Source organism: Mesorhizobium sp. ES1-4, from assembly GCF_020164745.1.
In the GTDB taxonomy this organism is placed as follows: domain Bacteria; phylum Pseudomonadota; class Alphaproteobacteria; order Rhizobiales; family Rhizobiaceae; genus Mesorhizobium.
This window is the reverse complement of the sequence record NZ_JAIUGV010000005.1, coordinates 16,339-41,097: the sequence shown is the minus strand read 5'-3', so window position 1 is coordinate 41,097 and position 24,759 is coordinate 16,339. Positions and strand designations below refer to the sequence as shown.

At 64.1% G+C, this 24,759-nt stretch carries 22 protein-coding genes, 1 tRNA gene and 1 pseudogene; 6 read left to right on the top strand and 18 right to left on the bottom strand.

Annotation, left to right across the window (positions count from 1 at the left end; translation table 11 throughout):
* The first annotated feature begins 15 nt into the window (after positions 1 to 15).
* Positions 16 to 459: a hypothetical protein gene (locus tag LB556_RS10725; protein ID WP_224566814.1), complete on the top strand. Its 444-nt coding sequence runs from the start codon at positions 16 to 18 to the stop codon at positions 457 to 459.
* Complete coding sequence (locus LB556_RS10720; protein ID WP_224566812.1) at positions 456 to 2,606, top strand: phospholipase D-like domain-containing protein; 2,151 nt, start codon at positions 456 to 458, stop codon at positions 2,604 to 2,606. Before LB556_RS10725 ends, LB556_RS10720 begins: the two co-directional genes overlap by 4 nt.
* 87 nt (positions 2,607 to 2,693) lie before the next feature.
* On the opposite strand, the gene LB556_RS10715 is transcribed toward LB556_RS10720, so the two are convergent.
* From LB556_RS10715 to rsfS, 10 genes are all read right to left on the bottom strand, one after another.
* Positions 2,694 to 3,950, bottom strand: coding sequence for a D-amino acid dehydrogenase (locus tag LB556_RS10715; protein WP_224566810.1), 1,257 nt, complete (start codon positions 3,948 to 3,950; stop codon positions 2,694 to 2,696).
* A 111-nt stretch (positions 3,951 to 4,061) separates the two neighbouring features.
* Entirely contained in the window at positions 4,062 to 4,607 is a 546-nt protein-coding gene (locus tag LB556_RS10710; protein ID WP_224566808.1) for a nucleoside-diphosphate kinase, read from the bottom strand.
* A gap of 14 nt (positions 4,608 to 4,621) precedes the next feature.
* The gene (gene rnk, locus LB556_RS10705) at positions 4,622 to 5,035 is read right to left on the bottom strand and encodes a nucleoside diphosphate kinase regulator (protein ID WP_224566806.1); all 414 of its coding nucleotides are present in this window, start codon (positions 5,033 to 5,035) and stop codon (positions 4,622 to 4,624) included.
* A gap of 275 nt (positions 5,036 to 5,310) precedes the next feature.
* The gene (alr, locus tag LB556_RS10700; RefSeq protein ID WP_224566804.1) at positions 5,311 to 6,450 is read right to left on the bottom strand and encodes an alanine racemase; all 1,140 of its coding nucleotides are present in this window, start codon (positions 6,448 to 6,450) and stop codon (positions 5,311 to 5,313) included.
* Positions 6,451 to 6,536: 86 nt separating this feature from the next.
* Positions 6,537 to 7,052, bottom strand: coding sequence for an RNA pyrophosphohydrolase (locus tag LB556_RS10695; protein ID WP_224566802.1), 516 nt, complete (start codon positions 7,050 to 7,052; stop codon positions 6,537 to 6,539).
* Between the two features lie 157 nt (positions 7,053 to 7,209).
* Positions 7,210 to 8,391: a divergent polysaccharide deacetylase family protein gene (locus LB556_RS10690; RefSeq protein ID WP_224566800.1), complete on the bottom strand. Its 1,182-nt coding sequence runs from the start codon at positions 8,389 to 8,391 to the stop codon at positions 7,210 to 7,212.
* 185 nt (positions 8,392 to 8,576) lie between these two features.
* Positions 8,577 to 9,908 (bottom strand): S41 family peptidase, encoded by a 1,332-nt coding sequence (locus LB556_RS10685; protein ID WP_224566798.1) that lies wholly within the window; start codon positions 9,906 to 9,908, stop codon positions 8,577 to 8,579.
* 1 nt (position 9,909) lies between these two features.
* Positions 9,910 to 11,259, bottom strand: coding sequence for a murein hydrolase activator EnvC family protein (locus LB556_RS10680; protein ID WP_224566795.1), 1,350 nt, complete (start codon positions 11,257 to 11,259; stop codon positions 9,910 to 9,912).
* Positions 11,260 to 11,413: 154 nt separating this feature from the next.
* Positions 11,414 to 11,896, bottom strand: coding sequence for a 23S rRNA (pseudouridine(1915)-N(3))-methyltransferase RlmH (rlmH, locus tag LB556_RS10675; protein WP_224566793.1), 483 nt, complete (start codon positions 11,894 to 11,896; stop codon positions 11,414 to 11,416).
* 81 nt (positions 11,897 to 11,977) lie between these two features.
* Positions 11,978 to 12,355: a ribosome silencing factor gene (rsfS, locus tag LB556_RS10670; protein ID WP_015315198.1), complete on the bottom strand. Its 378-nt coding sequence runs from the start codon at positions 12,353 to 12,355 to the stop codon at positions 11,978 to 11,980.
* A 242-nt stretch (positions 12,356 to 12,597) separates the two neighbouring features.
* On the opposite strand from rsfS, the gene LB556_RS10665 reads away from it, so the two are divergent.
* Positions 12,598 to 13,449, top strand: a complete 852-nt coding sequence (locus tag LB556_RS10665) for a mechanosensitive ion channel family protein (RefSeq protein WP_224566791.1) — start codon at positions 12,598 to 12,600, stop codon at positions 13,447 to 13,449.
* On the opposite strand, the gene LB556_RS10660 is transcribed toward LB556_RS10665, so the two are convergent.
* The 5 genes and pseudogenes from LB556_RS10660 to obgE all read right to left on the bottom strand — a co-directional run bounded on the left by LB556_RS10660 (position 13,450) and on the right by obgE (position 19,109).
* Positions 13,450 to 14,748, bottom strand: a complete 1,299-nt coding sequence (locus LB556_RS10660) for an MFS transporter (RefSeq protein WP_224566789.1) — start codon at positions 14,746 to 14,748, stop codon at positions 13,450 to 13,452.
* Between the two features lie 94 nt (positions 14,749 to 14,842).
* On the bottom strand, positions 14,843 to 15,430 hold the full coding sequence (locus LB556_RS10655) for a nicotinate-nucleotide adenylyltransferase (protein ID WP_411908581.1): 588 nt from the start codon (positions 15,428 to 15,430) through the stop codon (positions 14,843 to 14,845).
* 72 nt (positions 15,431 to 15,502) lie between these two features.
* Positions 15,503 to 16,789 carry a glutamate-5-semialdehyde dehydrogenase gene (locus LB556_RS10650; protein ID WP_224566785.1) on the bottom strand — a complete coding sequence of 429 codons (1,287 nt, stop codon included), beginning with the start codon at positions 16,787 to 16,789 and terminating at the stop codon, positions 15,503 to 15,505.
* Between the two features lie 159 nt (positions 16,790 to 16,948).
* A pseudogene (gene proB / locus LB556_RS10645) lies at positions 16,949 to 18,073 on the bottom strand (glutamate 5-kinase); the annotation flags it as partial.
* Between the two features lie 4 nt (positions 18,074 to 18,077).
* Complete coding sequence (obgE, locus tag LB556_RS10640; protein ID WP_224566781.1) at positions 18,078 to 19,109, bottom strand: GTPase ObgE; 1,032 nt, start codon at positions 19,107 to 19,109, stop codon at positions 18,078 to 18,080.
* 131 nt (positions 19,110 to 19,240) lie between these two features.
* On the opposite strand from obgE, the gene LB556_RS10635 reads away from it, so the two are divergent.
* On the top strand, positions 19,241 to 20,110 hold the full coding sequence (locus tag LB556_RS10635; protein WP_224566779.1) for an endonuclease/exonuclease/phosphatase family protein: 870 nt from the start codon (positions 19,241 to 19,243) through the stop codon (positions 20,108 to 20,110).
* A 93-nt stretch (positions 20,111 to 20,203) separates the two neighbouring features.
* Here the strand turns inward: LB556_RS10635 and LB556_RS10630 are convergent, their stop codons facing one another.
* From LB556_RS10630 to LB556_RS10620, 3 genes are all read right to left on the bottom strand, one after another.
* The gene (locus LB556_RS10630) at positions 20,204 to 20,791 is read right to left on the bottom strand and encodes a GNAT family N-acetyltransferase (RefSeq protein ID WP_224566777.1); all 588 of its coding nucleotides are present in this window, start codon (positions 20,789 to 20,791) and stop codon (positions 20,204 to 20,206) included.
* A 120-nt stretch (positions 20,792 to 20,911) separates the two neighbouring features.
* Positions 20,912 to 21,181 (bottom strand): 50S ribosomal protein L27, encoded by a 270-nt coding sequence (gene rpmA, locus LB556_RS10625; protein ID WP_224566775.1) that lies wholly within the window; start codon positions 21,179 to 21,181, stop codon positions 20,912 to 20,914.
* Positions 21,182 to 21,279: 98 nt separating this feature from the next.
* Complete coding sequence (locus LB556_RS10620; protein WP_224566773.1) at positions 21,280 to 21,948, bottom strand: 50S ribosomal protein L21; 669 nt, start codon at positions 21,946 to 21,948, stop codon at positions 21,280 to 21,282.
* Between the two features lie 344 nt (positions 21,949 to 22,292).
* On the opposite strand from LB556_RS10620, the gene LB556_RS10615 reads away from it, so the two are divergent.
* Both LB556_RS10615 and LB556_RS10610 read left to right on the top strand, forming a co-directional pair.
* A tRNA-Ser gene (locus LB556_RS10615) sits at positions 22,293 to 22,382 on the top strand.
* 114 nt (positions 22,383 to 22,496) lie between these two features.
* Entirely contained in the window at positions 22,497 to 23,819 is a 1,323-nt protein-coding gene (locus LB556_RS10610; protein ID WP_063169217.1) for a tyrosine-type recombinase/integrase, read from the top strand.
* The last annotated feature ends 940 nt before the right edge of the window (positions 23,820 to 24,759 follow it).

The following is a 24,759-nucleotide window of genomic DNA, read 5'->3' as shown; positions in this document are numbered from 1 at the left end:
CTGGCGCGGATAGACATGCGAGCCGTTCTTGCCATCCTGCCGCTGCTTCTTGTCTCCGCATGCGCCAATCCTTGGACCAGGGTGCCGGAAGCCGAATTGCCCAAACCGATCCGCTACGTCATGGCGCGCCCCTCGCCGTTCGTCATCGGCAATTATTGCGGTCCCGGCACCCGCACCGGCGATCTGTCGGCCCGGCCGGTCGACCGCCTCGACGCCGTTTGCCGAACCCATGACATCTGCTACATCGCCCGCCGCGACCATTGCGGCTGCGATGGCGCCCTTGTCGCCTCGGCGCGGGCAATCCGCGACGACAAGACGGCGCCGCGCAAGATGCGAAGCGAGGCGGAACTGCTGATCGCCACCTTCGCCATCCCTGTCTGCAAGGTTTTTCCGCAGGGTATCATGCCGCCGCGCGACCCGGCGCAGCTGAGTGCCATGAAGCCCGGAGCGACGGGGTGAAGGTCCGCACGGCATTCGTCCTCGCCCTGTTCGGGCTGGCCGCGCTTGCCGGTTGTGCCGGTGCGGGCCACAATGCCTGCGACCTCCTGGCGGGGCAGGAGGCCTGCGCGCGGCCCTCGTTGTCGGCCAGCACACCGGGGGAGCAGGTCGCGGCGGCGCAGTTCTTCGGCAAAGCCGGCGACAGCGACTACGAAAGACGGTTCCTGGCGCTGCTTGCCCACAATCAGCTCGGCGCCATGGACCGGGCCAACGGCACCGGTCCGTTCGGACGCAACCGCCGCGACGTCCAGAACCGCGATTTCCAGGCGATATATTCGACGCTGCGGCAACTGGCCGGACCGGTCGCCAACGCACATCTGCCGCCAACCGGCGGGAGCACTGGCGACGGCCATTTCTACGGCCGCTGGCGGGTGTCGCAGCAGACGCTCTACATCGACGCCGCGGCGCGGCCCTCGGCACCCAAGGTTTTCGATTTCTCCGGCTTGCAGGCGCGCAGCACCGAGATCGTCGTGCGCCAGGCCGGCGAGGAGCCGGCCGACATCGAAGGCAGTTGCGACGGCGCGTTGGCGCTTCGCGCCGCCGGAGCCTCACGCACCGTTGCCGCCGGCGCGGCATTCCACTTCCGCCTGTCGGGCGAGGCCGACACGGTCAGCCTGTTCCCCGGCGACAGCCTGAACCGCTGCACGGCAAGGATCCGCTCCAGGCTTGCGCCCAACGGCGCGTCGCTCATCATCCGGCGCGAAGAGACCGCCGATCCGGCGCTCGCCAGCCTGGACAGCCGATATCAGCGCTGCCCGGTCCCCAACGGCGCCGGCCTCGATGCACTCCAGCGCGCCTTCTACGCCGGCCGCTGGCTGTCGCAGACTTGCGCCATCCCGATCGGCGAGCCCAGGCTGCTGCGCAAGTCGCGCGATGGTTTCAACGCCAAGGTCGAGGCGCTGATGGGCGCGCCGCTGTCCGATGCGGCAATAGACAAGGGCGATCCGGAGCTGCCGCTCGATTTCTCGAAGGCGCCAAGGCTGAAGCTGATCTACCTGTCCTCGCTCGAGTTCAAGGCGGACTTTTCCGGGCGCGTCATCGAACGGCTGATCCGTCACCATGCGGCGCTTGGCACCAAGGTGCGCATCATGGTCACCGACGTGCTGGAGCGCGACAAGGACGACGACATGCTGCACCGCCTGGCGGCTGAATTCCCCAATGTCGAGCTGCAGGAATATCGCTGGCGAGCGGACCATGGCGCGCCGATCGACGAGCAGCTTTCACAACTGCACAAGGTCCATCACGTCAAGATGCTGGCGACGCTGGCGCGGGACCCCGCGCGCTCGCGCGTCATCATCGGCGGCCGCAACATCCATGACGGCTTCCTGTTCCATCAGCCGATCGACCTGTCGCGTTACCCGGACCTCGAGCAATACGGCAAGACCGACGGCTTTTCGCTGAACTACTATTCGAACTGGAGCGACTTCGACATCGAGTTCGCCGACCAGGCGACGGTCGAGACGCTCGCCGCGCATCTGTCGACGATATGGTTGCGCGACGCCGACACAAACCTGGCCCGCCCCTTCTCCATACCGGTCCGCGGCGGGCGCCCCCGAGGCAATGCCCGGCATTTCATCTCGGTGCCCTATGAGGATGACCATGCGCTGGAGGCCTATTTCGTCGAACTGGTCGACGCCGCCCAGCACCATATCCAGATCGTCAATCCCTACCTCAATCTGACGCCGAGCCTCGCCCTGGCCTTCGACCGCGCGCTGGCGCGCGGCGTCAAGATCGACATTGTCGGCCGCATCGACCTCAAGGGTGATATCGGCGGCAAATTCCTCACAGCGCTCAACAAGCTGTTCGTCGAGAAATATGGCGACCGCATCGACATCCGCGAATTCAAGGCGCCTGACGTGGTATTGCATTCCAAGATCATGATGATCGACGAAAGGCTGGTCGCCATCTCCTCGGTCAACCTCAACAACCGCAGCTTCTTGCACGATTCGGAGAACGGCATGATGGTGCTCGACCCTGCCTTCTACGCCAGGATGAAGCCGGTCTATGACGACTACCTCGCCCGCTCCAACCCGGTTTCCACCAATGTCACGATCCCGTGGGCCTACCGGCTGCTGTTCGACGAGGCGTGGGTCAGGCAGGCGTTCTGATGCATGTCGCCCAAAAGTGGCCCCGGTTTTGGGGCAACGACATGCATCAAAGCAAAGACAAAGCGCGTCAGCCGGATGCGCGGGCGGCTATTTAAGATAGCGCTCCTGCGCCAGGGCGCGCACATCGATGTCGGGCACCCGGTTCGAGATGATGTCGGCCAGCACCTTCCCCGAGCCGCAGGCCATGGTCCAGCCGAGCGTGCCATGGCCGGTGTTGAGATAGAGGTTGGAAAGTTCGGTGCGGCCGATCAGCGGCGGTCCGTCCGGCGTCATCGGCCGCAGCCCGCACCAGAAGGTCGCGTCGCGCATGGCGCCGGCGCCCGGAAAGAGGTCACCGACCGAGTATTCGAGGGTGCGGCGCCGCGATTCATGCAGCCTGAGATCGAAGCCGGAAATCTCGGCCGTGCCGCCAACGCGGATGCGGTCGCCGAGCCGGGTGATCGCGACCTTGTAGGTTTCGTCCATCACCGTCGACACCGGCGCCAGGGCGGCATCCTTTATCGGCACCGTGATCGAATAGCCCTTGACCGGATAGACCGGGATCGACCGCTTCATCCGGCGCATGAAGTTCGCTGAATAGCTGCCCAGCGCCATGACATAGGCATCCGCCACCTTCCAACCCTTGCTGGTGCTCAGGTTGGCAACACGATTGCGGCTGCGGATAACGCGCCAGATCGTCACGTCGTACTCGAACTTGACACCGCGCGCCACGCAAAGCTCGGTCAGCCTGTCGGTGAACATCTTGCAGTCGCCGGTCTCGTCATGCGGCAGCCTGAGACCGCCGACGAACTTCTCGCGCACCCCGGCCAGCGCCGGCTCTGCCGCGATACAGCCCTCGGGATCGAGGACTTCATAGGGCACGCCATATTTCTTCAACACCTCGACATCGCCCCCGGTGCCATCGAGCTGCTTTTGCGTGCGAAACAGCTGCAACGTGCCCTGGGTCCGCTCGTCATAGGCAATGCCCGTCGCCTCGCGCAGCGCCTTCAGCGTGTCGCGGCTGTACTCCGCCAGCGGCACCATGCGCGATTTGTTGATGGCGTAGCGCTCGGCGGTGCAGTTGCGCAGCATCTTGACCAGCCATGTCCACATATGCGGGTCGAAGGCCGGTCGGACCACCAGCGGGCCATGCTTCATCAAAAGCCACTTGATCGCCTTGAGCGGAATGCCCGGGCCTGCCCAGGGCGAGGCATAGCCGGGGGAAATTTCCCCGGCATTGGCAAAGCTGGTTTCCAGCGCCGGACCTTTCTGGCGGTCGATCACCGTCACCTCATGGCCGGCCTCGGCGAGATAGTAGGCCGTGGTCACCCCGATGACGCCGCTGCCCAGCACCATGATCTTCATCGTTCACTCCTTACGCCCTGTCCTTCGGCACACCGATGGACACGGCCGCATCCGCGATTTGCGCACGATCCCCACCGAAAATCGATTCCGATCTCCGACCATGCGCGATGTTCACGCCGCCGACGGACCGGGATCGTCATCTATCTCTGTCTGCCGCATTCCCGCCGTCTCGCCAAGAGGCCGGATCGAAGCGCCGGCGCTGTAGACGAGGGTCAGCCCGTGCGGCCGCGGTCCGCCAGCGGCGGCTTTTTCCCGGGCTGCCCGCCGCGCGGCTTCCGGCTGATAGAGCACCGCCTTGATCCGGATCGACTCGCGCCTGCCGTCGGGGTGCTCGAGCCATGCCGTCTGGCCTTGCGCCATGCCAAGCAGGCACAACCCGCGCCTGGTTGCCACCGACAGGCTGGAGCCGACCGGTCCACGCACTTCGTTCTGCACCAGGGTGCGCGTCTCGGCCGCACCGCCATCGACGCAGAACACCACTCTGCTGTTCAGCGTCACGGTATCCGGTTCGATCGACTCGATCGCCACGACGCCGGCACTGGAAAGCTTCTCTTCGATCATCCGAACCATCGGATCGGCGAATGCCCGCCGGCGCTCAAGCATCACTTCCAGGACGGCGAAGTCCTTCGTCGTCAGGCGGCAGCTCCTGTTTTTCATCACCCCCTCCACGATCAGTGCTCGCCGCCGGCGAGCGTATCGACGGCCTCGACGGTCATCGACAGTTCGCGGCCGCCACGGCCGCTCCAGCACACCATCTGCCCGACGCTGACGCCGACAAGCGCCGTTCCCATCGGCGTCAGCACCGAGATCCGGTTTTCGGCAATGTCGGCGTCGCCGGGATAGACCAGCGTGATGCGCTTGATGTCACCGCCTTCACTGCGGACCGTGACCGTAGACCCCATTCGCACCACGCTTGCCGGCATTGCCGCTGCTTCGGCAATCACCGCCCGGTCCAGTTCCGCGAGCAGCTCTTCGGCCATCTCGGGTGCGCGGTCGAGCACGGTCCTCGCCAGACTGGTCAACCTGTCATGGTCGGTGTCGCTGATTAGATGGGCGGATCGACGCAGTCCCGTTGCATGTTGCATGGCAAACCTCATGGATCGGCGCATCGCACGGATGCGCGCCTGCCGCCGTACTGACGGCGGCTTTATGAAAGCCGGCAACCGCGGAGAGGCGGTGCGGCTTGATGGCGATTGTGGATGTATGGATGCCCCGGTACGGACGAACGCCGGAAGGCGGCCGCGCCGGGGCTACGATCCCGCGATCGGGCAGACCCTGAACAAGGTTCTGATATAAGCGAGGTTGCTCATGCCCCGAACCTTGCCGACAGACGTCCGCTTGTCAAGCGCGGCCAAACCGCTCAGCCGCGCAGATAGTGCCGGTGGAATCGCGAGCCGAGACTGGCCAGGATTTCGTAGCCGATGGTGCCGGCATGGCCGGCGGCGTCGTCGACGCTTTGCGAAGGGCCGAGCAGTTCGACGAGATCCCCTTCGCGGAGCCTGCCTGGCGGCAGGGCGGAAATGTCGAGAATGATCGAATCCATCGATACGCGTCCGAGGAAGGGCAGGCGCGTTCCCTCGAACCAGGCGGCCGACGCGGACCGGCGCAGCCAACCATCCGCATAGCCGAACGAGATCGTCGCCAGGCCGAGCGGGCCGTCCGCGCGGTAGGTGTGGCCATAGCCGATGCCGGCGCCTTTTCCGACGCTGCGCGTCTGCGCCACCTTGGCCTGCAGCCGCACGACAGGCAGCATCGGATTGGGCTTGTCAGGCGTCGGATTGATGCCATAGAGCGCCGCCCCCGGCCTTGCGAGATCGTAATGGTAGGACGGCCCGAGAAAAATGCCGGATGAGTTGGCGAGCGAGGCGGGCGCCTCTGGCAGCATGGCGCGCAACCGCTCGAAGGCCAGCCGTTGCTGTTCATTGGCGGGGTGGCGCGGCTCGTCGGCGCAGGCCAGGTGGCTCATCACATACCTGATGCCGATACCGTCGAACGCGGCGGCATCAGCAGCAATCGCCTCGACCTCGGCAGGCGCCATGCCAAGCCGCGACATGCCGCTGTCGACCTGGATGGCGGCTGGAAGCCTTCGCCCGACGCTATGGGCAGCCGCGCGCCAGGCTTTCAACTGCGTGCCACTGTTGACGACCGCGCAAAGACCGGACGAGACCGCTTCCGGCTCGGAGCCCGGCGGCAGTCCGTTCAGCACGTAGATCTCAGGTCCGTCCCCTATCGCCTTGCGGAGCGCGATGCCTTCGGCCAGCAGGGCGACGAAGAAGATGTCGCAGCCTTCCCTTGCCAGCGCCAGTGCCACCTGACGCGCGCCGAGACCGTAACCGTCGGCCTTGACCACGCCGGCGCAGCGCACACCGCCGAGACTTGCCTTCAGTCGCCGGTAGTTTTCGCGGATCGCACCGAGATCGATGGTCAGGACCGCCCCCGCGGCCGCCTCGCTTACGGCAGCGGCATCATCGGGTAGCGACCTTGTGGGGGCGTCGTTCATGGCGACCCTCCTTGTAGCGGATGGATATCAATAGGGCTGCCGGGCCGGCACGGCAACAGCGGCCCTCCGAACCCCGCCCGACGCGGCTATGGCACCAGGTGCCGGAACGCCGCCACCACGTCTTCATAGACCTTGCGCTTGAACGGCACGATCAGGCCGGGCAGGTCCCCCATCGGCCGCCACGACCAAGTGTCGAATTCGGCGGTGTGGCCGCCCGGCGGCGGATTGATCCGGATTTCGCTGGTATCGCCATGGAAGCGGAACGCGAACCATTTCTGCGTCTGGCCGCGATACTTGCCCTTCAGGGCGACGCCGAGGACCTCGTCGGGTAAATCATAGTTGATCCAATGCGGCGCCTCGGCCAGCAGCGAGACACTGCGCATGCCGGTCTCCTCGTAGAGTTCACGCTCCGCCGCCTGCAGCGGCTCCTCGCCCTTGTCGATGCCACCTTGCGGCATCTGCCAGAGCTGCGTCGCGCCGGCGAATTCGCTGTCGGGTTCGGCAATGCGGTGCCCGACCCAGACCAGGCCCTCGCCATTGAGGATCATCAGCCCGACACAGGGGCGGTAGGGCATCGTTTCACGGTCGACTTTTTTGGCCATAGGTGAGGTTCCAGCCGTTTTGAGAATTCGCTCTGGCGAGGCAGGCGGCGAGTGATTTCGAGAACCGGAGCGGAGCGTACTTAAAGTACGCGAGCACTGGAAGCGCGGAACGCGCCGCCAGATGCCCGCCGGAGTGCAACTACTATCAAGATGGCTGTTAGCCTTTTTGCGGATCCACGGCCACCGCCGAGATCGGCACGATCTCGATGCCGCGTTTCTTGGCCTCGGCCACCCATGACGACACCGTGTCGACCGTCAGGTCGAAAGCCGAGCCGATGCCGACGGCCGTGCCCTTGGCACGCGCCGTCGCTTCGAGACTGTCGAGCTTCTTCAGGATGGCGCCGCGATCCTGCAACGCGTCGATCGCCGTGTCGCCGGCGACGAAGGGCACGCCATCCTTCAGCGCCATGTCCGGTGCCAGGCTGCGCGCCGACGAGCCGTCGTCGATATAGGCGAGGCCCCTTTTGCCGAGCTCGGCCATGAACGGCTGCATCGCCGCCGCGTCGGAGGAAAAACGCGCACCCATATAATTCATGACGCCGGTATAGTTCGTCGTCCGCGACAGCGCCCAGCGCAGGTTCTTCAAATTTTCTTCGGGGGTGGCCGCAACCGTCAGCGTGTTGCGGCCGGGGTTGACATTGGGATAGTCGAACGGTTCGAGCGGCACCTGCATGACGATCTCATGCCCGCTCTGCCTGGCGGCCTGCATCCAGCGGCCGATGCTGTTGCCCTGTGGCGCAAAGGCCAGCGTCACTTCCGCCGGCAGCTTGGCAATGGCCGCCTGGGTGCCGGTCTGTGAAACGGCGAGCCCGCCAATGACGATCGCCACACGTGCGCCACGCGTGCCGGACCATGGCCGCGCATAGACGTCGAACGGCCGGCGGCCATCGGCGGAGCGTATCGGCAGGGGCCCGGTCTCACTGGTTTCGATCAGCGCCCTGTCGGGAATATGCGCGATCTTGAGATTCTGGCCGACGGTCGACGGGTCGCGAATGACGATTGCCGCCCTGGGCGGGCCATCGCCCCCTTCCGTCTGCACATGGATGATCTGCGGACCGCCCGTCTTCGCCGGCGTCTCCACCTTTGGCGTCGCTGCCGGGGCCAATGCGGGGGGCGAGGCGGCGGGCTCGGCCGCCGCGGTCACCTTCGGCGTCGAAACGGCGACTTCCTGCGGTTTTCGAAACGGCTTTTCCCTGAGCGCGATCGTCGCCGAGACGCCGACCACGGCCAGCACGACCGCGCTCGCCGCGATCACGCCCACGCTGACCTTGCCGGCCGCACGCGGCACCCGGACAGTCTGTCCAAGCGGGCGTTCGATGTCCTTGCCGATATCAGCCAAGCCCTGTCCCCGGTGCATGGTCCGAAGGCGATCTCCTTCGGGAAGACATGCACGAATTCATCAATCCTGGCGCCCTTGGCGCCGTATCTGGAGGCCTGGTCCTGCCCCCGAATCAAACTGCCGGAACCTTTCGGTCCCGGCAGCATGGCATTGCTTCCTTCAACCGGCCAGACCGGTTGCCGGCCTTACTGGTTGAGCACGGCCTTTTCCGGATTGGGCGGGAAGGCCGGATCGGTCTTCTGGCCGCGCAGCAGCTGCTCGGCATAGATGAGCTGCAGGTCGTCCTTGGGATCCGGCGGCACATAGGCCGCGGAGCCGGAGCCGGTCTTGCTCTCGTCGGCACCCTTGATATGGCCCTTGAGATCGGATTCACCGCGCGTCAGGTCCCTGCCCTGCAGTTCCGGCGGCAACGGCTGGTCTACCTTGATATCGGGCGTGATGCCCTTGCCCTGGATCGACTTGCCCGACGGCGTGTAATAGAGCGCCGTCGTCAGCCTGAGCGCGCCATTCTCGCCGAGCGGAATAATGGTCTGCACCGAACCCTTGCCGAAGGACTGCGTGCCGACAACCGTGACGCGGCGCAGGTCCTGCAGCGCGCCGGCGACGATTTCAGAAGCACTGGCCGAGCCGCCATTGACAAGCACGATCATCGGCTTGCCGTTGATGTCGTCGACCTGCTTGGGCTTGGCGTCGAAACGGGTAACGTCCTTCGGGTCGCGGCCGCGCGTCGACACGATCTCGCCACGCTTCAGGAACGCGTCGGACACGCTCACCGCCTGGTCGAGCAGACCACCCGGATTGAGGCGCAGGTCGAGCACATAGCCCTTGAGCTTGTCGTCCGGCACCTGCTTCTTGATGGTGTCGATTGCGTTCTCGAGGTCGTCATAGGTCTTTTCGGTGAAGGAAGTGATCTTCATGTAGCCGATGTCGTTCTCGACCCGGAACTTGACTGCCTTGACCTTGATGATGTCGCGCACGACGGTCAGCTCGATCGGCTTGTCGGCGCCCTGGCGCAGGATGGTCAGCTTGATCGGCGTGTTGACCAGGCCGCGCATCTTGTCGACCGCGTCGTTCAGTGTCAGGCCGCGAACCTCCTCGCCGTCGATCTTGGCGATGTAGTCGCCGGCCAGCACGCCCGCCTTGGCGGCCGGTGTGTCGTCGATCGGCGTGATCACCTTGACCAGGTCGTTTTCCATGGTGACCTCGATGCCGAGGCCGCCGAACTCGCCCTTGGTCTGAACGCGCATATCCTGCGCCTGTTCGGCGTTCATGTAGGAAGAGTGCGGGTCGAGCGAGGAAAGCATGCCGTTGATGGCGTTCTCGACCAGCGACTTGTCGTCGGGCGGGGTCACATACTGCGCCCGCACACGCTCGAAGATATCGCCGAAGATCGCCAGTTGCTTGTAGGTCTCCGACCCTGCGGCGTTCGCCGCCGAGCCGGGTGCGCCATAGACAAGGCTCATGGCGGACGCGCCCATCAGCGCACCGGCAAACAGAAGCGACAGTTTCCGCATCATTTCACGTCCTTCCAGAATAACGGTCCGCCCACCATGGGGCCGGATCGACGGGTTTTCCATCCTTGCGGAACTCTACATAGAGTTCCGGCGTGGCATTTTCATTCTTCGAAACCGAGGTGCTTGCCACCCGGGCTTCTCCCATCGCGCCGACCGGCTCTCCTGCGAGCACTGCCTGGCCAGTTGCGACACTGATTCTGCTCATCCCAGCCAAGACGACATGATAACCGTCGCCGGCATTGAGGATCAAGAGCTGACCATAGGAGCGAAACGGCCCCGCATAAAGCACATTCCCATCCGCCGGCGCGGTAACGATGGCTCCCGATTGTGTCGCAACCATGTCCCCAAGCATCAAGGCGCCGTTACCGTCGTCGGCGCCGAACCGGCGTTTGATGCGGCCGGTGACCGGCAAGGCGACCTGTCCCTGCAGTGCCGAGAAAGGCGCCGCCGCGGTCAACCGATTGGCTTCGGGAACCGGCAGCGATGCCGTCTGGCCGCTACTGGCTTCGGTGCCGCCGTCCTGGCCCGCGGCGGCGGCCTTCGCGGCATCCGCGGCCTTGCGGTTCTTGTCCGCCTGCGCTTCGAGCGAGGCGATCAGGTCCTTAAGGCTGCTGGCCTTGGCCGCCAACTGCTCGGACCGCTGCTGTTCGGCCGCCATCTGCGCGCGCGTGTCGGCCTCGAGCTTCTGCTTGGCTTCCAGCAGCATGCCGAGCCGCTTCTTTTCCGCCGTCTGGTCGCCGACCGCTGCCGTCAGCCGCGCCCGTTCGGCCTCGATCGAGGCTGTCACCCGGGTCTGTTCCTTGAGGTCGGCCAGCAGGCTCTCGGTCTGCTGGCGCAGTTCCGGCACCACGGCGCCGAGCAGGATGGCGCTGCGCACCGACGACAGCGCGTCCTCCGGCTTGACAAGGATCGCCGGCGGCGGATTGAGTCCCATGCGCTGCAGGGCGCCCAGCACTTCGGCCAGCACGTCGCGCCGCGCGGCCAGCGAAGCGCGTATCTTCTGTTGCTGGCCCTTCAGCCCTTCCAGCTTGGCGCCAATATCCTCGATGTCCTGGCCAAGTTTCTGCTCGGTCATCGCCGACTGGATCAGCGCGGCGGTGATCGAGGCGTGATCCTTCTTGACCGAGGCGATTTCGGCGGCGAGCTTCGCCAGCCGTTCCGACGACAGCGTTATTTGCTTGGAAACCTGCTCGTATTCGGCGCGGCTCTGATCCGGATCGGGCGCCGTGTCGAGCGTGTTCTCTGCCCGCACCGCATGCAGCGACACAAGCACCACCGCCGCCGCGATGCCGCAGCGCGCGCGCCAGGAGCCCCCAGTCGATGAGCTCGTCGTCGATTTCCAGCCTTCAGACATCCGCGATCGATTCTATCCGCGGCTCGTTAACGAATCATCAGCCATGTTAGCGCCCGTCGCCCAAGGGGGTCGCAATAACGGGTTGCAAAGCAAAAGCAGCCCCACGGCGAATCTTACGTGGCATTGGGGCCAAATTCGGTGCGACCAGCGGGTTTCAGCATCTGTGATAGGGATGGCCCGACAGGATCGTCGCCACCCTGTAGAGTTGTTCACCCAGCATCACACGCACCAGTTGATGCGGCCAGGTGAGCGCCCCGAACGACATCACCAGTTCGGCGTGGTCGCGCAGTGTCGGATCGTGGCCGTCGGCGCCGCCAATGGCGAGCACCAGCGCCTTGCGTCCACCATCGCGCAACTGTCCGATACGGCCGGCGAAATCCTGTGAGGACAGGCTCTTGCCTCTTTCGTCGAGCAGGATCAGGGCCGTGCCTGGCTGCAGCTGCCCCTGGAGCCGCGAGCCTTCGTCGCGCTGGCGCTCGGTGGCGCTTTGCGCGCGCCCCTCGGCGATCTCGGTTATCCCGGCGAATTCGAGCCCCACCGCGGGCCCGCTCTTGGCGAAGCGCTCGAAATAGCGATCGGCCAACTCCCGCTCGGGGCCGGATTTCATTCGGCCCACGGCATGAACTGAAATCTTCATCCTCGCCTCTATGAGCCGCTAATGCATGTCACCAGGCGGGAACCGGTTTTGGCCAACGACATGCATCAAGATAAAATCGGCTCAGTGGAGGGTCTCTTCCTCGAGATCCGGCGCCTGCCACATCTTTTCGAGATTGTAGAACTCGCGGACTTCGGGGCGGAAGACATGGACGATGATATCGCCAGAATCGATCAGGACCCAGTCGGCGCCTGACAGCCCCTCGACGCGCGCCGTGCCGAGGCCGGCATCCTTGAGCGCCTTGAGGAGATGATCGGCGACAGCCGCGACATGACGGTGCGATCGGCCCGACGCAACGACCATGTAGTCGCCGAGGCTCGATTTCCCCTGAATGTCGATTGAGACAATGTTTTCGGCCTTGGAGTCTTCCAGACTGGCAAGGACTGTCTTGATGGCACGGGACACGGCGTCGTCTACGCTGATCCTGGCCGGCGAAGGCATGATATCGGCCTTCTTCCGCAGTGCTGTTCTCAGTGTATTTCCTTTCGCAGCAAGAACAACCAAATCACCCTGAAAGCGGGTGACACCACTTAGATAGGCAGAGTTCCGTTGCAGTTTCAAGACGGAGCTCAGACTCACGCGAACTCGTTGATTGCCGGGTTGTTCCATGCGGCAGGAAAAAAAGATCGGAACCCACGCGTCCCGCGGCGGTTATCGGCTGACCGACCAACCGGAATCCCGCCATGCCGATCGATCCGCAAAACACGCTCCTCACCGTCCAGGCGGGCCTCGCGCAGCTCAGCACGCTGATCGTCTCCTATTCCTTGTCGGCCATCGGCGCCATCATCCTTCTGGTGGTCGGCTACATCGTCGCCGGTCTCGCGGAGCGTTCGATCTTTGCCGGCCTCGGCCACATCCACGGTTTCGACCAGACATTGCGGCATTTCTTTTCGAAGATCGTCCGCTACGCCATCCTGATTCTCGTCGTCATCATGGTGCTCGGCCAGTTCGGCGTGCAGACCGCCTCGATCATCGCCGCGATCGGCGCCATCGGCCTCGCCATCGGGCTGGCGCTGCAAGGCACGTTGCAGAACATCGCCGCCGGCATCATGCTTCTGGCGCTGCGGCCGTTCCGCATCGGCGAATCCGTCGAGGTCGGTTCCATATCAGGTTCGATCGAGGAAATCGGCCTCTTTGCCACGAAGCTCAGGACCGCCGACGGCGTCTACATCCTGGCGCCCAACTCGACACTATGGAACCAGCCGGTGCGCAATTTTTCGCGCAACGGCGTGCGCCGCACTGACATCACGCTCAGCATCGGTTCGTGGAACGACATCGACGGCGCGCAGAAGACCTTGCTTGCCATTGCCCGTGCCGAGAAGCGCATCCGTCGCGAACCGGCGCCGATCGCCTTCGTGGCCAGCCTCGGCGACACCAGCGTTTCGCTCACCTTGCGCTACTGGACCTCGGCGGCCGACTACTTCTCCACGAATATCGACATGACCAAACGCGCCAAGCAGGCTTTCGACAGCGAGGGCATTTCCATTCCGCTGCCCCCACCGGAAGCGCCATCGCCCGAGGCCCGCAAGCAATGATCAGTCGCCTCCGTGGCGGACCTCCTGGTCGGGCGCGAAGGCGAGTTCCACCGGCAGGGGTGCTTGCGCCGACATCGGCGCGAAACTGCCGGTGGCGGCCGCCGGAACGCGCCCCGCCGCGGTCACGCGCCACAGCACGAACAGGCAGAATGCCGAGGCGATGACGATGCCGACATAGATGAAGGTTGCCGTGCCGAAGACGGCGGAAAGCGCCGTGACGATGCCGGGCACGATGAAGCCGGCGAGCGACCAGGCAAACAGCATCGAGCTCGACAGGGCAAGCAGTTCTTCCTTCTTGGCGCGGTCGGCGGCGTGCGCGCTGGAGAGCGCGTAGATCGATTCCGCCGCCCCGTCCCAGATCAGGTAGATCACCACCAGGCCCATCAGCGCACCACCGTCGAAGACGACGGCGAGCACGCTGGCGACCACCGCGAGCGCGGCGGTGCCGGCAAGCACGTAGCGCCGGTCGGTGCGGTCCGAAAGCCAGCCGAGCGGTATCTGCAGGATCAGCGTGCCGACCGGCATTGCCGACAGCAGCAGGGCGACATCGGCCTGGCTATAGCCCTTGGCGGTGGCGTGGATAGGCGCGAAGCCCGAGATGATCATCGACAGGCCGCCGACCGCCAGCATGCCGGCGACCCCGACCGGCGAAATCCGCCAGGCCTGGCGCAACGCCACCGAGGCTGCCTGCGGCGCCGGCGGCTGGGCGAGGCGCGTCATGCCGACGGGCAGGATCGACAGGGCGGTAAAGGTGATGCCGATCAGCGACGCGGCCGCCGTGTGAATGTCGATGACGGCAAGCGTGGCATAGCCGACGCCAAGACCGGCAATGTAGGCGACGTAGAACACCGCCATCACCCGGCCGCGTATGGCGTTCGGCAGCGCGTCGTTGAGCCAGCTCTGCGCGACGATGAACAGGCCGCATATGGCAAAGCCGTAAAGCGCGCGCGCCGCGATCCACAGCAGCGGGTGCGGCCCGGCGCCGATGGCGGCATTGGACAGCGCGATCAGCGCCGACAGCACCATGAAGGCGCGTGCGTGGCCGACCCTGCGCACCAGCGGTCCGGTCTGTATACAGCCCGCGAGGCCGCCGGCCGAAAGCCCGGTGACGATCAGCCCGGCCCAGGTCGGGTCGAAACCCTCCACCCCAAGCCGAACGGGGATGTAGGCGAACATCAGCCCGTTACCGATGGCGATCAGCGCCATCGACACGATGACGCTGGCAATCGCGATCAGCGGCGCGGGTGCACCGCCCGGTTCGGGATCGACTTTGGATTGGGTTTTGCTTTGAATTGCCATGTCCGGCCAGCATCGCTGATTGGTTGGGAAAACACCGCTGTAAAAGCGACATGTCGGGCGTCTGAAGCGCTGGCTCTTGCCGCTGCGGAGAAGCCTATCCCTTCGCCATCTCGCGGATCGCACTCGACGACAGCGAGGAACGCGGACCGTGGATGAAGGTCCAGGCCGGCGCCTTCATCCGCGCAAGCTTTGGCGCGTCACCCTCGTCGATGCGGGCATAATCGAAGGTCTTGGCAACGACCGACGACAGGAACGAAAGCGTGGCGCCCGGGCGGTCGATGACCGCGATCGGGAAGGTCAGCACGATCTCGCGCCAGCGCTGCCAGCGATGGAAATCGCGCAGACTGTCCGCGCCCATGATCCAGACGAAGTCGACGCCGGGATTGCGCGCCTTGACCAGAGCCAGTGTGTCGGCGGTGTAGCGCACGTGATGTGCCGCCTCGAAGGCGGTGACCTTGATCTTCGGGTTTTTCGCGATCCGCTCCGACAGCTGCAGCCGCTCGGCCAGCGGCGCCAATTCCCCGGTGCTCTTCAACGGATTGCCCGGCGTCACCATCCACCACAACTGGTCGAGCGCAAGGCGCCGCAAGGCGATTTCGGCAACCAATGCATGGCCGGCATGCGGCGGGTTGAACGACCCGCCGAACAGGCCGACGGCCAACCCCTTCTCGGCATGTGGCATCTTCAGATAGCGGGATGGTGCTACCGGTTCGGAAGAAGCCAACATCGCTTCAGGCTCTGGCGACGAACAGCTTCAAGGCCTCACCTGCCCCGACCCGCGCACGCGGTATTTGAACGAGGTCAGCTGTTCGACGCCGACAGGCCCGCGCGCATGCATCTTGCCTGTGGCGATGCCGATCTCGGCGCCCATGCCGAACTCGCCGCCATCGGCGAACTGCGTCGAGGCATTGTGCAGCAGGATCGCCGAATCGATCTCGTTGAAGAACCGTTCGACGGTCTTCGCATCCTCGGCGACGATCGCCTCGGTATGATGCGAGGAAAAGGTCTCGATATGGTCGATCGCGCCATTGATACCGTCGACCAGCTTCACCGCGATGATGGCGTCGAGATATTCCGTCACCCAGTCGGCGTCGGTCGCCGGCTTGGCGTCGAAGAACACTTTCATCACTTCGGCATCGGCATGGATTTCGCAGCCGGCGGTGCGCAGCGCGTCGAGGATCGGCACCAGATGGGTGGATGCCACCGCGCGGTCGACCAGCAGGGTCTCGGCGGCACCGCAGACGCCGGTGCGCCGCATCTTGGCGTTGACCGCGATCCGCACCGCCATGTCGAGCGCCGCGGAGCGATCGATATAGAGATGGCAGATGCCTTCGAGATGGGCAAAGACCGGCACTCGCGCCTCGCTCTGCACCCGCCCGACCAGGCTTTTGCCGCCGCGCGGAATGATGACGTCGAGATTGCCGCCAAGCCCCTTGAGCATTTCGCCGACCGCGGCCCGGTCGGTGGTCGGCACCAACTGGATGGCATCCTCGGGCAGGCCGGCCGCCTTCAGTCCCTCGACCAGGCAGGCGTGGATCGCCGAGGAGGAATTGAGTGAATCCGAGCCGCCGCGCAGGATGACGGGATTGCCGGCCTTGAGGCAGAGCGCGCCGGCATCCGCCGTCACGTTCGGCCGGCTTTCATAGATGACGCCGACGACACCAAGCGGCGTCCGCACGCGCTCGATATGCAAGCCGTTCGGCCGCTCCCACGCGGCGATGACGTCACCAACCGGATCCTTGAGCGCGGCAACTTCACGGATGCCGTCCGCCATGGCGCGGATGCGCGCCGGATTGAGTTTCAGCCGGTCCATGAAGGACACGGACAATCCCGACTGCTTGCCGTTCAGGACGTCGATGGCGTTGGCGTCGAGAATGTCCTGTTCGCGGGCGATGATCGCGTCGGCCATGGCGAGCAGCGCTGCATTCTTGGCGGCGGCGGGGGCGATGGCCAGCGGCCGGGCGGCGGCACGGGCGCGGCGGCCGATATCGGCCATCAGTGCCACGGTGTCATCCCCGGATCCTTCATGCAGCTTCAGCATGGCTCATCCTCCGCTTGTGTCGCCACCGGCCAACAGCTGGTCAATGACCCGTGCCTGGTCACCAGCCCGTCCTTCGTCACCAGCCCGTACTTCGTCACCAGCCCGTACTTCGTCACTGGCCCGTACTTCGTCACTAGCCCGTACTTCGTCACTAGCCCGTACTTCGTGACTAGAACGACTCACCACGAGGTCGTCGCGGTGGATCATCGCCGAACGCGCCTCGTAGCCGAGCACGGTTTCGATCTCGGCCGTCTTCAGGCCTGCGATCCTTACGGCATCGGCGGCATCGTAGGCAACCAGCCCGCGCGCGATCTCGCGGCCCTCGGGCGACAGGATCGCCACCGTATCGCCGCGCGAGAAATTGCCGCTGACCAATTTCACCCCGGCCGGCAGCAGCGACTTGCCCGAAACAAGCGCGCCGACCGCGCCGGCATCGACCGTCAGCCGCCCGGCCGGTTCGAGCTGGCCGGCGATCCAGGTCTTGTAACCCTTGACCGGATTGGCACTGGGCTTGAAGAAAGTGGCGCGCTCGCCGCGCTCGATCGCCATCAGCGGCGACAGCCTGGTGCCCGAGGTGATGATCATCGCGGTGCCGGCGGCGGTGGCGATCTTGCCGGCATCGAGTTTCGTGCGCATGCCGCCGCGCGACAGCTCGGACGCGGCGGCTCCCGCCATCGCCTCGATGTCAGGCGTGATCCGGTCGACCACGGGAATGAATTTGGCATCGGGATCGCGCGCCGGCGGCGCTGTGTAGAGCCCGTCAATGTCGGACAGCAGCACCAGAAGGTCCGCGCCCATCATCGTCGCCACCCGCGCGGCCAGACGGTCGTTGTCGCCATAGCGGATTTCGGAGGTCGCCACCGTGTCGTTCTCGTTGATGACCGGCACCGCCTTCATCTTGAGCAGCGTCGAGATCGTCGCGCGGGCATTGAGGTAGCGGCGGCGCTCCTCGGTGTCGCCGAGGGTCAAAAGGATCTGTCCCGATCTCAGGCCGCCCTTGCCGAGCGCGTCCGACCAGGCGCCGGCGAGCGCAATCTGACCGACGGCCGCCGCCGCCTGGCTTTCCTCGAGCTTCAGCGCCCGCTTGCCGAGGCCAAGTATGGTGCGGCCGAGCGCGATGGCGCCGGAGGACACGACGAGGATTTCGGCGCCGCCCTGGGCGAGCACGGCAATATCGTCGGCGAGCGAGTCCAGCCAGTCGCGCTTCAAGCCTGCCGCGCGGTCGACGAGCAACGCCGAGCCGATCTTGACGGTGATGCGCCGGTATTTCCTGAGCGACTGCATGGCCTTACTTTTCCCAGCGTGTCTCGACCGGGGCGGCAATTTGTGCGCGCGCCTCGGCGATCACCGTCATCAGCGCGCGCTGCACCGCCTCGACGCCCTCGCCGGTGACTGCGGACAACAGCATCGGCGCACGCCCGGCGGCGCGCTTCAAGGAGGCGACCCTTTTCTTGCGTTGATCGGCATCGAGCGTGTCGACCTGACTGAGCGCCAGGATTTCGGCCTTGTCGGTCAGGCCGTGGCCATAGGCCTCGAGCTCGCCGCGTACCGTTTTGTAGGCCTTGCCCGGATTCTCCTCTTGCGCCGAAACCAGATGCAGCAGCACCCGCGTGCGTTCGACATGGCCAAGGAAACGGTCGCCGATGCCGACGCCTTCATGCGCGCCTTCAATCAGGCCCGGTATATCGGCGATGACGAATTCGCGGCCGTCTATGCGGGCGACGCCAAGGCCGGGATGCAGGGTGGTGAAGGGGTAGTCAGCGATCTTCGGCTTGGCCGCGGTGACGGCTGCGAGAAACGTCGACTTGCCGGCATTGGGCAGCCCGACCAGTCCGGCATCGGCGATCAGCTTCAGCCTCAGCCAGATGTTCAGTTCTTCGCCCGGCAGGCCGGGATTGGCGCGGCGCGGCGCCTGGTTGGTCGAGGTCTTGAAATGCTGGTTGCCGAAGCCGCCATTGCCGCCCTTGGCCAGCAGGAACCGTTGCCCGACGACGGTCATGTCGCAGATCATGGTTTCATTGTCTTCCTCGAAGACCTGCGTTCCGGCCGGCACTTTCAGCGTGACGTCGGCACCCTTGGCGCCAGTCATGTTGCGGCCCATGCCGTGGACGCCGGTCTTGGCCTTGAAATGCTGCTGGTAGCGGTAATCGATCAGCGTGTTCAGGCCGTCGACCGCTTCCAGCCAGACATCGCCGCCGCGGCCGCCGTCGCCGCCATCCGGCCCGCCGAACTCGATGAACTTCTCGCGGCGGAACGACACCGAACCGGCGCCGCCGTCGCCGGAGCGGACATAGACCTTGGCTTGATCGAGAAATTTCATGGGATCGCGGTTTCTTTATTGGCCTTGCGGCATTGCTCTAAACCTAAGGCCTTGCTCTAACCCAAGGCGCGGCGAAGGGCGAGGCCGTTTTGTGACGATGGCCGCGCGGGCTTGGCCAAAGAGATTGCGGAATGAAGCTTGTAACCTACAACATCCAGTACGGCATCGGCCTTGACGGGCAGTACGATGTCGCGCGCATCGCCGACGCCGTGCGCGGCGCCGACGTTATCGCGCTGCAGGAAGTCACCCGCAACAACCCCAGGAACGGCGGCCGCGACATGGTCGCCGAGATCGGCGAGGCGCTGCCCGATTATTTCGCCGTCTATGGCAGCAATTTCGAGGCCAATATCGGCTCGCGCGTCGAGAATGGCCGCGCCATCACCACGACCTTCCAGCTTGGCAACATGGTGCTGTCGAAGACTCCCATTCATCTGTCGCGCAACCTGCTTTTGCCGCGCAGCCGCAGCTTCGAGGTGATGAACTTCCAGCGCGGCGCGCTGGAAGCACTGATCGAGACGCCGCTTGGTTTCATCCGTTTCTATTCCATCCATCTCGATCACCGCAGCCCGGTCGAGCGCGCCAACCAGATCCAGTTCCTGCGCCAGCGCCTGCTGAACTATGCGCTCGAAGGCGGCGCATTGTCCGGCGTTGCCGAGATCGGCCTGCCGGAACTGCCGCATCCGGAAGCCTTTGTCGGGATGGGCGATTTCAACATGCTGGCCGGCTCGCCCGAATATGTCGAACTTGCCGGCCGGCCGGACCACGAATTCGGCATGCCGCTGACCGCCGACTTCGCCGTCGATGCCGCCGTGCGCCTCGATGCCGCCGGCGACGATCTCGTCTCCTGGGTAGACCCCAAGGACCCCACCGACACCAGCCGCCACAAGCGCATCGACTACGTCTTCACCAGCGCTTCGCTAGCCAGATCCCTGAAGCGCCTGTGGGTCGACCACAAGGCGACCGGTTCGGACCATCTGCCGGTCTGGGCGGAAATGGGCTGAGCCCAGTCCGGCCCGGAACCGTCGGTATCAAGCTACATCCCCGAGGTGTGTCGAGATTCAGGTCAGGCCGGCCTCACCTGAATATCGACGCACCTAGAAGTGGATCCAGTTGCGCAGGCTGGTCCACGTCTTCCTGTCGAGCCTGTAGCGCTCGACCGGCACCTGGCCGGCGACGATGGAGTTCAGCATGCCCTGGCCGGCATACTGGAAGCCGCATTTGTGGATCACCCTGCGCGAGGCCGGGTTGATGACCCGGGTCGAGGCGTGCAGCACCTGGATCGATGTCTTCTGGAAGGCGAGGTCGACCAGTGCGTGGGCTGCTTCGGTCGCATAGCCGCGCTTCCAGTGGGGCTCGCCGATCCAGTAGCCGAGTTCCAGCCCGCGATCGGTGGTGTTCAGCCCGGCGCAGCCGACGAAGGTGCCGGTGCCGGCCAGCGTCAGCGCATAGCCGATGCCGGCCCGGCGCGCCTTGGTCATGGCCAGGAAAGCACGCCCCTCGGCCTCGCCATAGGGATGCGGCATGCGCGCCAGCATCTCGGCGACGTGACGGTTGTCGGCAAGCTCGACCAGTTGCGCGATATCGCGCTCATGGGGCGCGCGCATCACCAGCCGTTCGGTCACCAGCACCGGGCAATCTATCGCGTAACTTTCGTCTTCCGAGTCTTCCGCTTCGGCAACCATTTGAAAGTCCTCCAGGCACAAGAAAAAGGGGAGATGGAAACCCATCTCCCCTGATCCTTTTCCTGGTTTTGCCAGACACCGGTTCCCGAGATGGGCGCCGGTGTTCTAGTGCGGAACCGGCTACTCCGCGGCTTTGGTAATCGGGTTGACCGATACGTAAATTCGGCCGTTGGCTTTTTTGTTGAACGTCACGGCGCCGGTTTCGAGCGCGAAAAGCGTATGGTCCGTGCCCATGCCGACATTGACGCCGGGATGCCAGGTGGTGCCGCGTTGACGAATGATGATGTTGCCCGGGATGACGGCTTCGCCGCCGAACTTCTTCACGCCCAGACGCTTGGAATGCGAGTCGCGACCGTTGCGCGACGAGCCGCCAGCTTTCTTGTGTGCCATCTAACTAACTCCGTTGCGCCGCAAGGCGCCTGAAAGGCCTTATGAACGCGTTCGCGTTCCGTTTCAAGTCCGATCCGGCTGATGTCCCGCCGGAAAAATTACTTCTTCGCCAGTTCCTTGGCCTGATCGCGCCAGTCCTTGATCTGGTCGGCGCTGAACGGCATGTGCTCGTCGATCTTGGCGACATCCTTGTCGGAGAGCTTGGCGAGCTGCGCGAAGGTGATGATGCCCTGCTCGGCGAGATCCTTCGCGGCGACCGGGCCGATGCCCTTGATCACGGTCAGGTCGTCCGGCTCGCCCTTCGGCGCCTTGAACAGCGGCGCGGCGGCCTCGGCCTTCGCTTCTTCCTTGGGGGGGGCGTCCTTCTTGGCCTTGGCTTCCTTCGGCGCGGCCTCGGGAGCAACCTCGGCCTTGGCTTCCGCCTTCACTGCGGCCTTCTTGGCCGGCTTGGCGCCACCCAGCAGGATCTCGGAGATCCGCACGGTGGTCAAAAGCTGGCGATGGCCGATCTTGCGGCGCGAATTCTGGCGGCGGCGCTTCTTGAAAGCGATGACCGTGCGGTTCTTGCCCTGCTCGACGACTTCGGCCGTGACCAGGGCGCCATCGACGAACGGCGCGCCGAACGTGACATTCTCGCCCTCGCCATGCGCGAGCACGTGGCCGATCTCGACGATGTCGCCGACATTGGCTTCGACTTTTTCGATCTTCAGGAGATCGTTGGCGGCGACGCGATACTGCTTACCGCCCGTTTTAATGACTGCGAACATTTTTTGCCTTTCGCTGTTCGGTCGGCCTTGATGAACCGCGTCTGGCGGTTCGGCCGTCTTTTTGTCAGTCTGCGGGTTCAAAAAAACAAGCGGCGCGGAAGACCCCTCCACGCCGATTGCGCGCTGTCCCTAACCGAAGGTTGCGCGGGAGTCAAGGCAAACAGCCGTTGCCGAGGCGGTTATTGGCGCGCTGGCCACCTGCGCCGCAGCCGCCGATGAGTGGCGGACACAGGCTGGCGCCCACTGTCTGTCCGGCAAGCCAAATATCGGCGGATTTGGCCTTGTAACCTGCACGTTCAGCCGTTATCTAGTGCGCCGCGCCGGCAACGGCCGACCATGACCGCGGAGAGGTGGCAGAGTGGTCGAATGCACCGCACTCGAAATGCGGCATGGGTGCAAGCCCATCGGGGGTTCGAATCCCTCCCTCTCCGCCATTTAGCTTCCATAAAAATCCTTTCCTTTCAAAAGCTTCCTTGTTGCGCTTGACCAGCACGAAGCGAAACATATCTTAGACTGTGTAACAAACTGTGTAACATTAGAGAAAGATAATGCGACGTTCCGCAGCGCCAAAGCCGCATAAACGTGAAGGCATCTGGTATCTCGTCCGCAGGGTGCCGAAGGAATTCGCGGCGTTTGATCGCCGCTGCCTAGTACGCATTTCCACGGGCGTCGCCGTGGCTGACGATCCCCGCGGTGTACGGGCGCGAGATGCAGTGCAAAGCCTCGGCGCGGGGCTGGAGGCGTATTGGCGTAGACTGCGGGAAGGCCAATCCGCCGAGGCGGGGCTGCGTTTCGAAGCCGCGAGGAAGCGCGCGCGGTCATTTGGATTGGCCTATCGCACTAACGAGGAACTAGCAGCGGGGCCGCTCGACGAACTCATGGCCCGTATCAAGCTGCTCCTCGACAAAAAATCGATCGAGGACGCGCAGGACGTCTCGGCCGTCATGGGTGGGGAGAAGCGGCCAGCGGTCCGCCTGAGCGGTCTTATCAAGGAATTCGAGACGATCGAGCAACAGAACTTGCTGACCATGTCGCCCAACCAAATCAAGAAATGGCGTAACCCCAAAAAGCGCGCAGTTGCCAATCTGGTTGGAGTCATTGGCGACAAGGAGATCGCAAGCCTCACTCGGGACGACGCAATCGCGTTCCGCGAGTGGTGGCAAAAGCGGATCGTTGAGGATGGACTTGATATCGGTACGGCCAACAAGGACATCGGCCATGTTTCGAAAATGCTGCGCGTCGTCGATCTGACTCACCAGCTCAAGCTGGAGCCGGTTTTTCGAAACCTGCGTCTTTCCGGCGCCGTCCCCGGGCAACGCGCTGCGTTCACAGCGGAGTTCATTCAGGAGAAGATACTCGCTGAAGGCGCGCTCGACGGACTCAATGACGAAGCCCGCCATCTAATCTATGTGATTGCCGATACCGGACTCAGGCTTTCTGAAGCGGCAAACCTCACCACCGAAACAATCCACCTCGATCGAGAAATCCCGCATGTGCGGGTGCGCCCCAATGGCCGTCGCTTGAAGACCGGTCATTCAGCCCGTGACATTCCCTTGGTTGGCGGCGCACTTGCAGCCATCAAGCTCCATCCGGACGGCTTTCCTCGTTATCGCGACAAGGCCGCGTCACTTTCAGCGCTCGTCAACAAGGTGCTCGCCAGCAAGGAACTTCTGCCGACTTCCGAGCATAGTCTTTATAGCCTGCGACACACTTTCGAGGACCGGCTGACGGCAGTTGAGGCGCCGGAGAAGGTAATTGCTTCTCTGATGGGCCACAAATGGATCCGGCCCAAATACGGCGCGGGACCTTCGTTAGCGCAAAAGCGCGAGTGGCTCCAAAAAATCGCTTTTACCCCGCCCGGGCGAATGTGATTGCGGCGCCATCCAGGCCTTGAGAACCAACCTCACGGCTCCAGCTGTCCGAGCCATTTAGGTTGAGCGTGGCCAGCACGCGCTGCGCTCGCTCGCGATTTCCGAGCTTCCGCCGCATTTGTTCGACCTCGTATTCCAGCCTTTCGAAGGTCGGTATATAGGCATCTCCATGCCGGATGACCAAGTAGGCGGCAACAGCTAGACACCATTCTAGCTCCGTGGCCGATGGATCGGAAAAAGGGGCGACGCCATACCAAGACGAGCAACGCCTCTCGAGGGCTTCCGAACTAGGCAAACGGCCAGCATGTGGCATGGGAAAGAAACCTATGCCTGATCGACGAACCTAAAGTGCTCACGAAGCTTGACCGGTACGCGGGCCATCGGAGGGTTCTGCCTAAAACCGCCAAAAATTTTGAAACACCCATTCATCCGGCTCGAATTCAAAGGGATCGGCGATTTTTGGGTTATGGCTTGCAAGCATAGTTCAGCCCAGACAAGAACGCCTGATATCTTGTCGTGCACTGTCACCCTGCCAAATATGGTGCCGGCGACAACGGCAGTTTGGCGAGCAGAAGAATTCCCGAGACTGAGACGTTCTACGGCTTGGCCCATGTTCGCGCTCCTCCTCGATTGGAGACAGGATGGGCCATATGGAAGCGAATAAAAGGAGGTTGGTGACGAGTCTCGGTAGTGGAGTAGAAACGGGTGGAAAAGCTTGCGCTATTCGCCATCGGCGCCGCTAAGCGCATTTGAGAGAAGGGGCAGCGATCGCCAAGAGATGACGTCCGATCGCAAGCCGGCTAGAAATGCGACAGTGACGCGCCTTTTTTGGCACGACCTTAGCACCCGATCGGGCCTCAGCTGGTCGTCGTTGCGCAGCCGATCGGGTGCGATTTTTATAAAGCTCTCTTGGCTTTAGCTTTGAGAGCCCGTCATCGAG

What these genes read in the sequence shown, in the direction of transcription:
- rpmA (WP_224566775.1), bottom strand. Translation starts at nt 21,181, where the DNA reads ATGGCACACAAGAAAGCTGGCGGCTCGTCGCGCAACGGTCGCGACTCG.
- LB556_RS10680 (WP_224566795.1), bottom strand. Translation starts at nt 11,259, where the DNA reads ATGTCTGAAGGCTGGAAATCGACGACGAGCTCATCGACTGGGGGCTCC.
- obgE (WP_224566781.1), bottom strand. Translation starts at nt 19,109, where the DNA reads ATGAAATTTCTCGATCAAGCCAAGGTCTATGTCCGCTCCGGCGACGGC.
- LB556_RS10665 (WP_224566791.1), top strand. Translation starts at nt 12,598, where the DNA reads ATGCCGATCGATCCGCAAAACACGCTCCTCACCGTCCAGGCGGGCCTC.
- alr (WP_224566804.1), bottom strand. Translation starts at nt 6,450, where the DNA reads ATGAACGACGCCCCCACAAGGTCGCTACCCGATGATGCCGCTGCCGTA.
- LB556_RS10710 (WP_224566808.1), bottom strand. Translation starts at nt 4,607, where the DNA reads ATGAAAAACAGGAGCTGCCGCCTGACGACGAAGGACTTCGCCGTCCTG.
- LB556_RS10650 (WP_224566785.1), bottom strand. Translation starts at nt 16,789, where the DNA reads ATGCTGAAGCTGCATGAAGGATCCGGGGATGACACCGTGGCACTGATG.
- LB556_RS10610 (WP_063169217.1), top strand. Translation starts at nt 22,497, where the DNA reads ATGCGACGTTCCGCAGCGCCAAAGCCGCATAAACGTGAAGGCATCTGG.
- rsfS (WP_015315198.1), bottom strand. Translation starts at nt 12,355, where the DNA reads ATGCCTTCGCCGGCCAGGATCAGCGTAGACGACGCCGTGTCCCGTGCC.
- LB556_RS10685 (WP_224566798.1), bottom strand. Translation starts at nt 9,908, where the DNA reads ATGATGCGGAAACTGTCGCTTCTGTTTGCCGGTGCGCTGATGGGCGCG.
- LB556_RS10715 (WP_224566810.1), bottom strand. Translation starts at nt 3,950, where the DNA reads ATGAAGATCATGGTGCTGGGCAGCGGCGTCATCGGGGTGACCACGGCC.
- LB556_RS10620 (WP_224566773.1), bottom strand. Translation starts at nt 21,948, where the DNA reads ATGTTCGCAGTCATTAAAACGGGCGGTAAGCAGTATCGCGTCGCCGCC.
- LB556_RS10635 (WP_224566779.1), top strand. Translation starts at nt 19,241, where the DNA reads ATGAAGCTTGTAACCTACAACATCCAGTACGGCATCGGCCTTGACGGG.
- LB556_RS10630 (WP_224566777.1), bottom strand. Translation starts at nt 20,791, where the DNA reads ATGGTTGCCGAAGCGGAAGACTCGGAAGACGAAAGTTACGCGATAGAT.
- LB556_RS10725 (WP_224566814.1), top strand. Translation starts at nt 16, where the DNA reads ATGCGAGCCGTTCTTGCCATCCTGCCGCTGCTTCTTGTCTCCGCATGC.
- rnk (WP_224566806.1), bottom strand. Translation starts at nt 5,035, where the DNA reads ATGCAACATGCAACGGGACTGCGTCGATCCGCCCATCTAATCAGCGAC.
- LB556_RS10655 (WP_411908581.1), bottom strand. Translation starts at nt 15,430, where the DNA reads ATGCCACATGCCGAGAAGGGGTTGGCCGTCGGCCTGTTCGGCGGGTCG.
- LB556_RS10695 (WP_224566802.1), bottom strand. Translation starts at nt 7,052, where the DNA reads ATGGCCAAAAAAGTCGACCGTGAAACGATGCCCTACCGCCCCTGTGTC.
- LB556_RS10660 (WP_224566789.1), bottom strand. Translation starts at nt 14,748, where the DNA reads ATGGCAATTCAAAGCAAAACCCAATCCAAAGTCGATCCCGAACCGGGC.
- rlmH (WP_224566793.1), bottom strand. Translation starts at nt 11,896, where the DNA reads ATGAAGATTTCAGTTCATGCCGTGGGCCGAATGAAATCCGGCCCCGAG.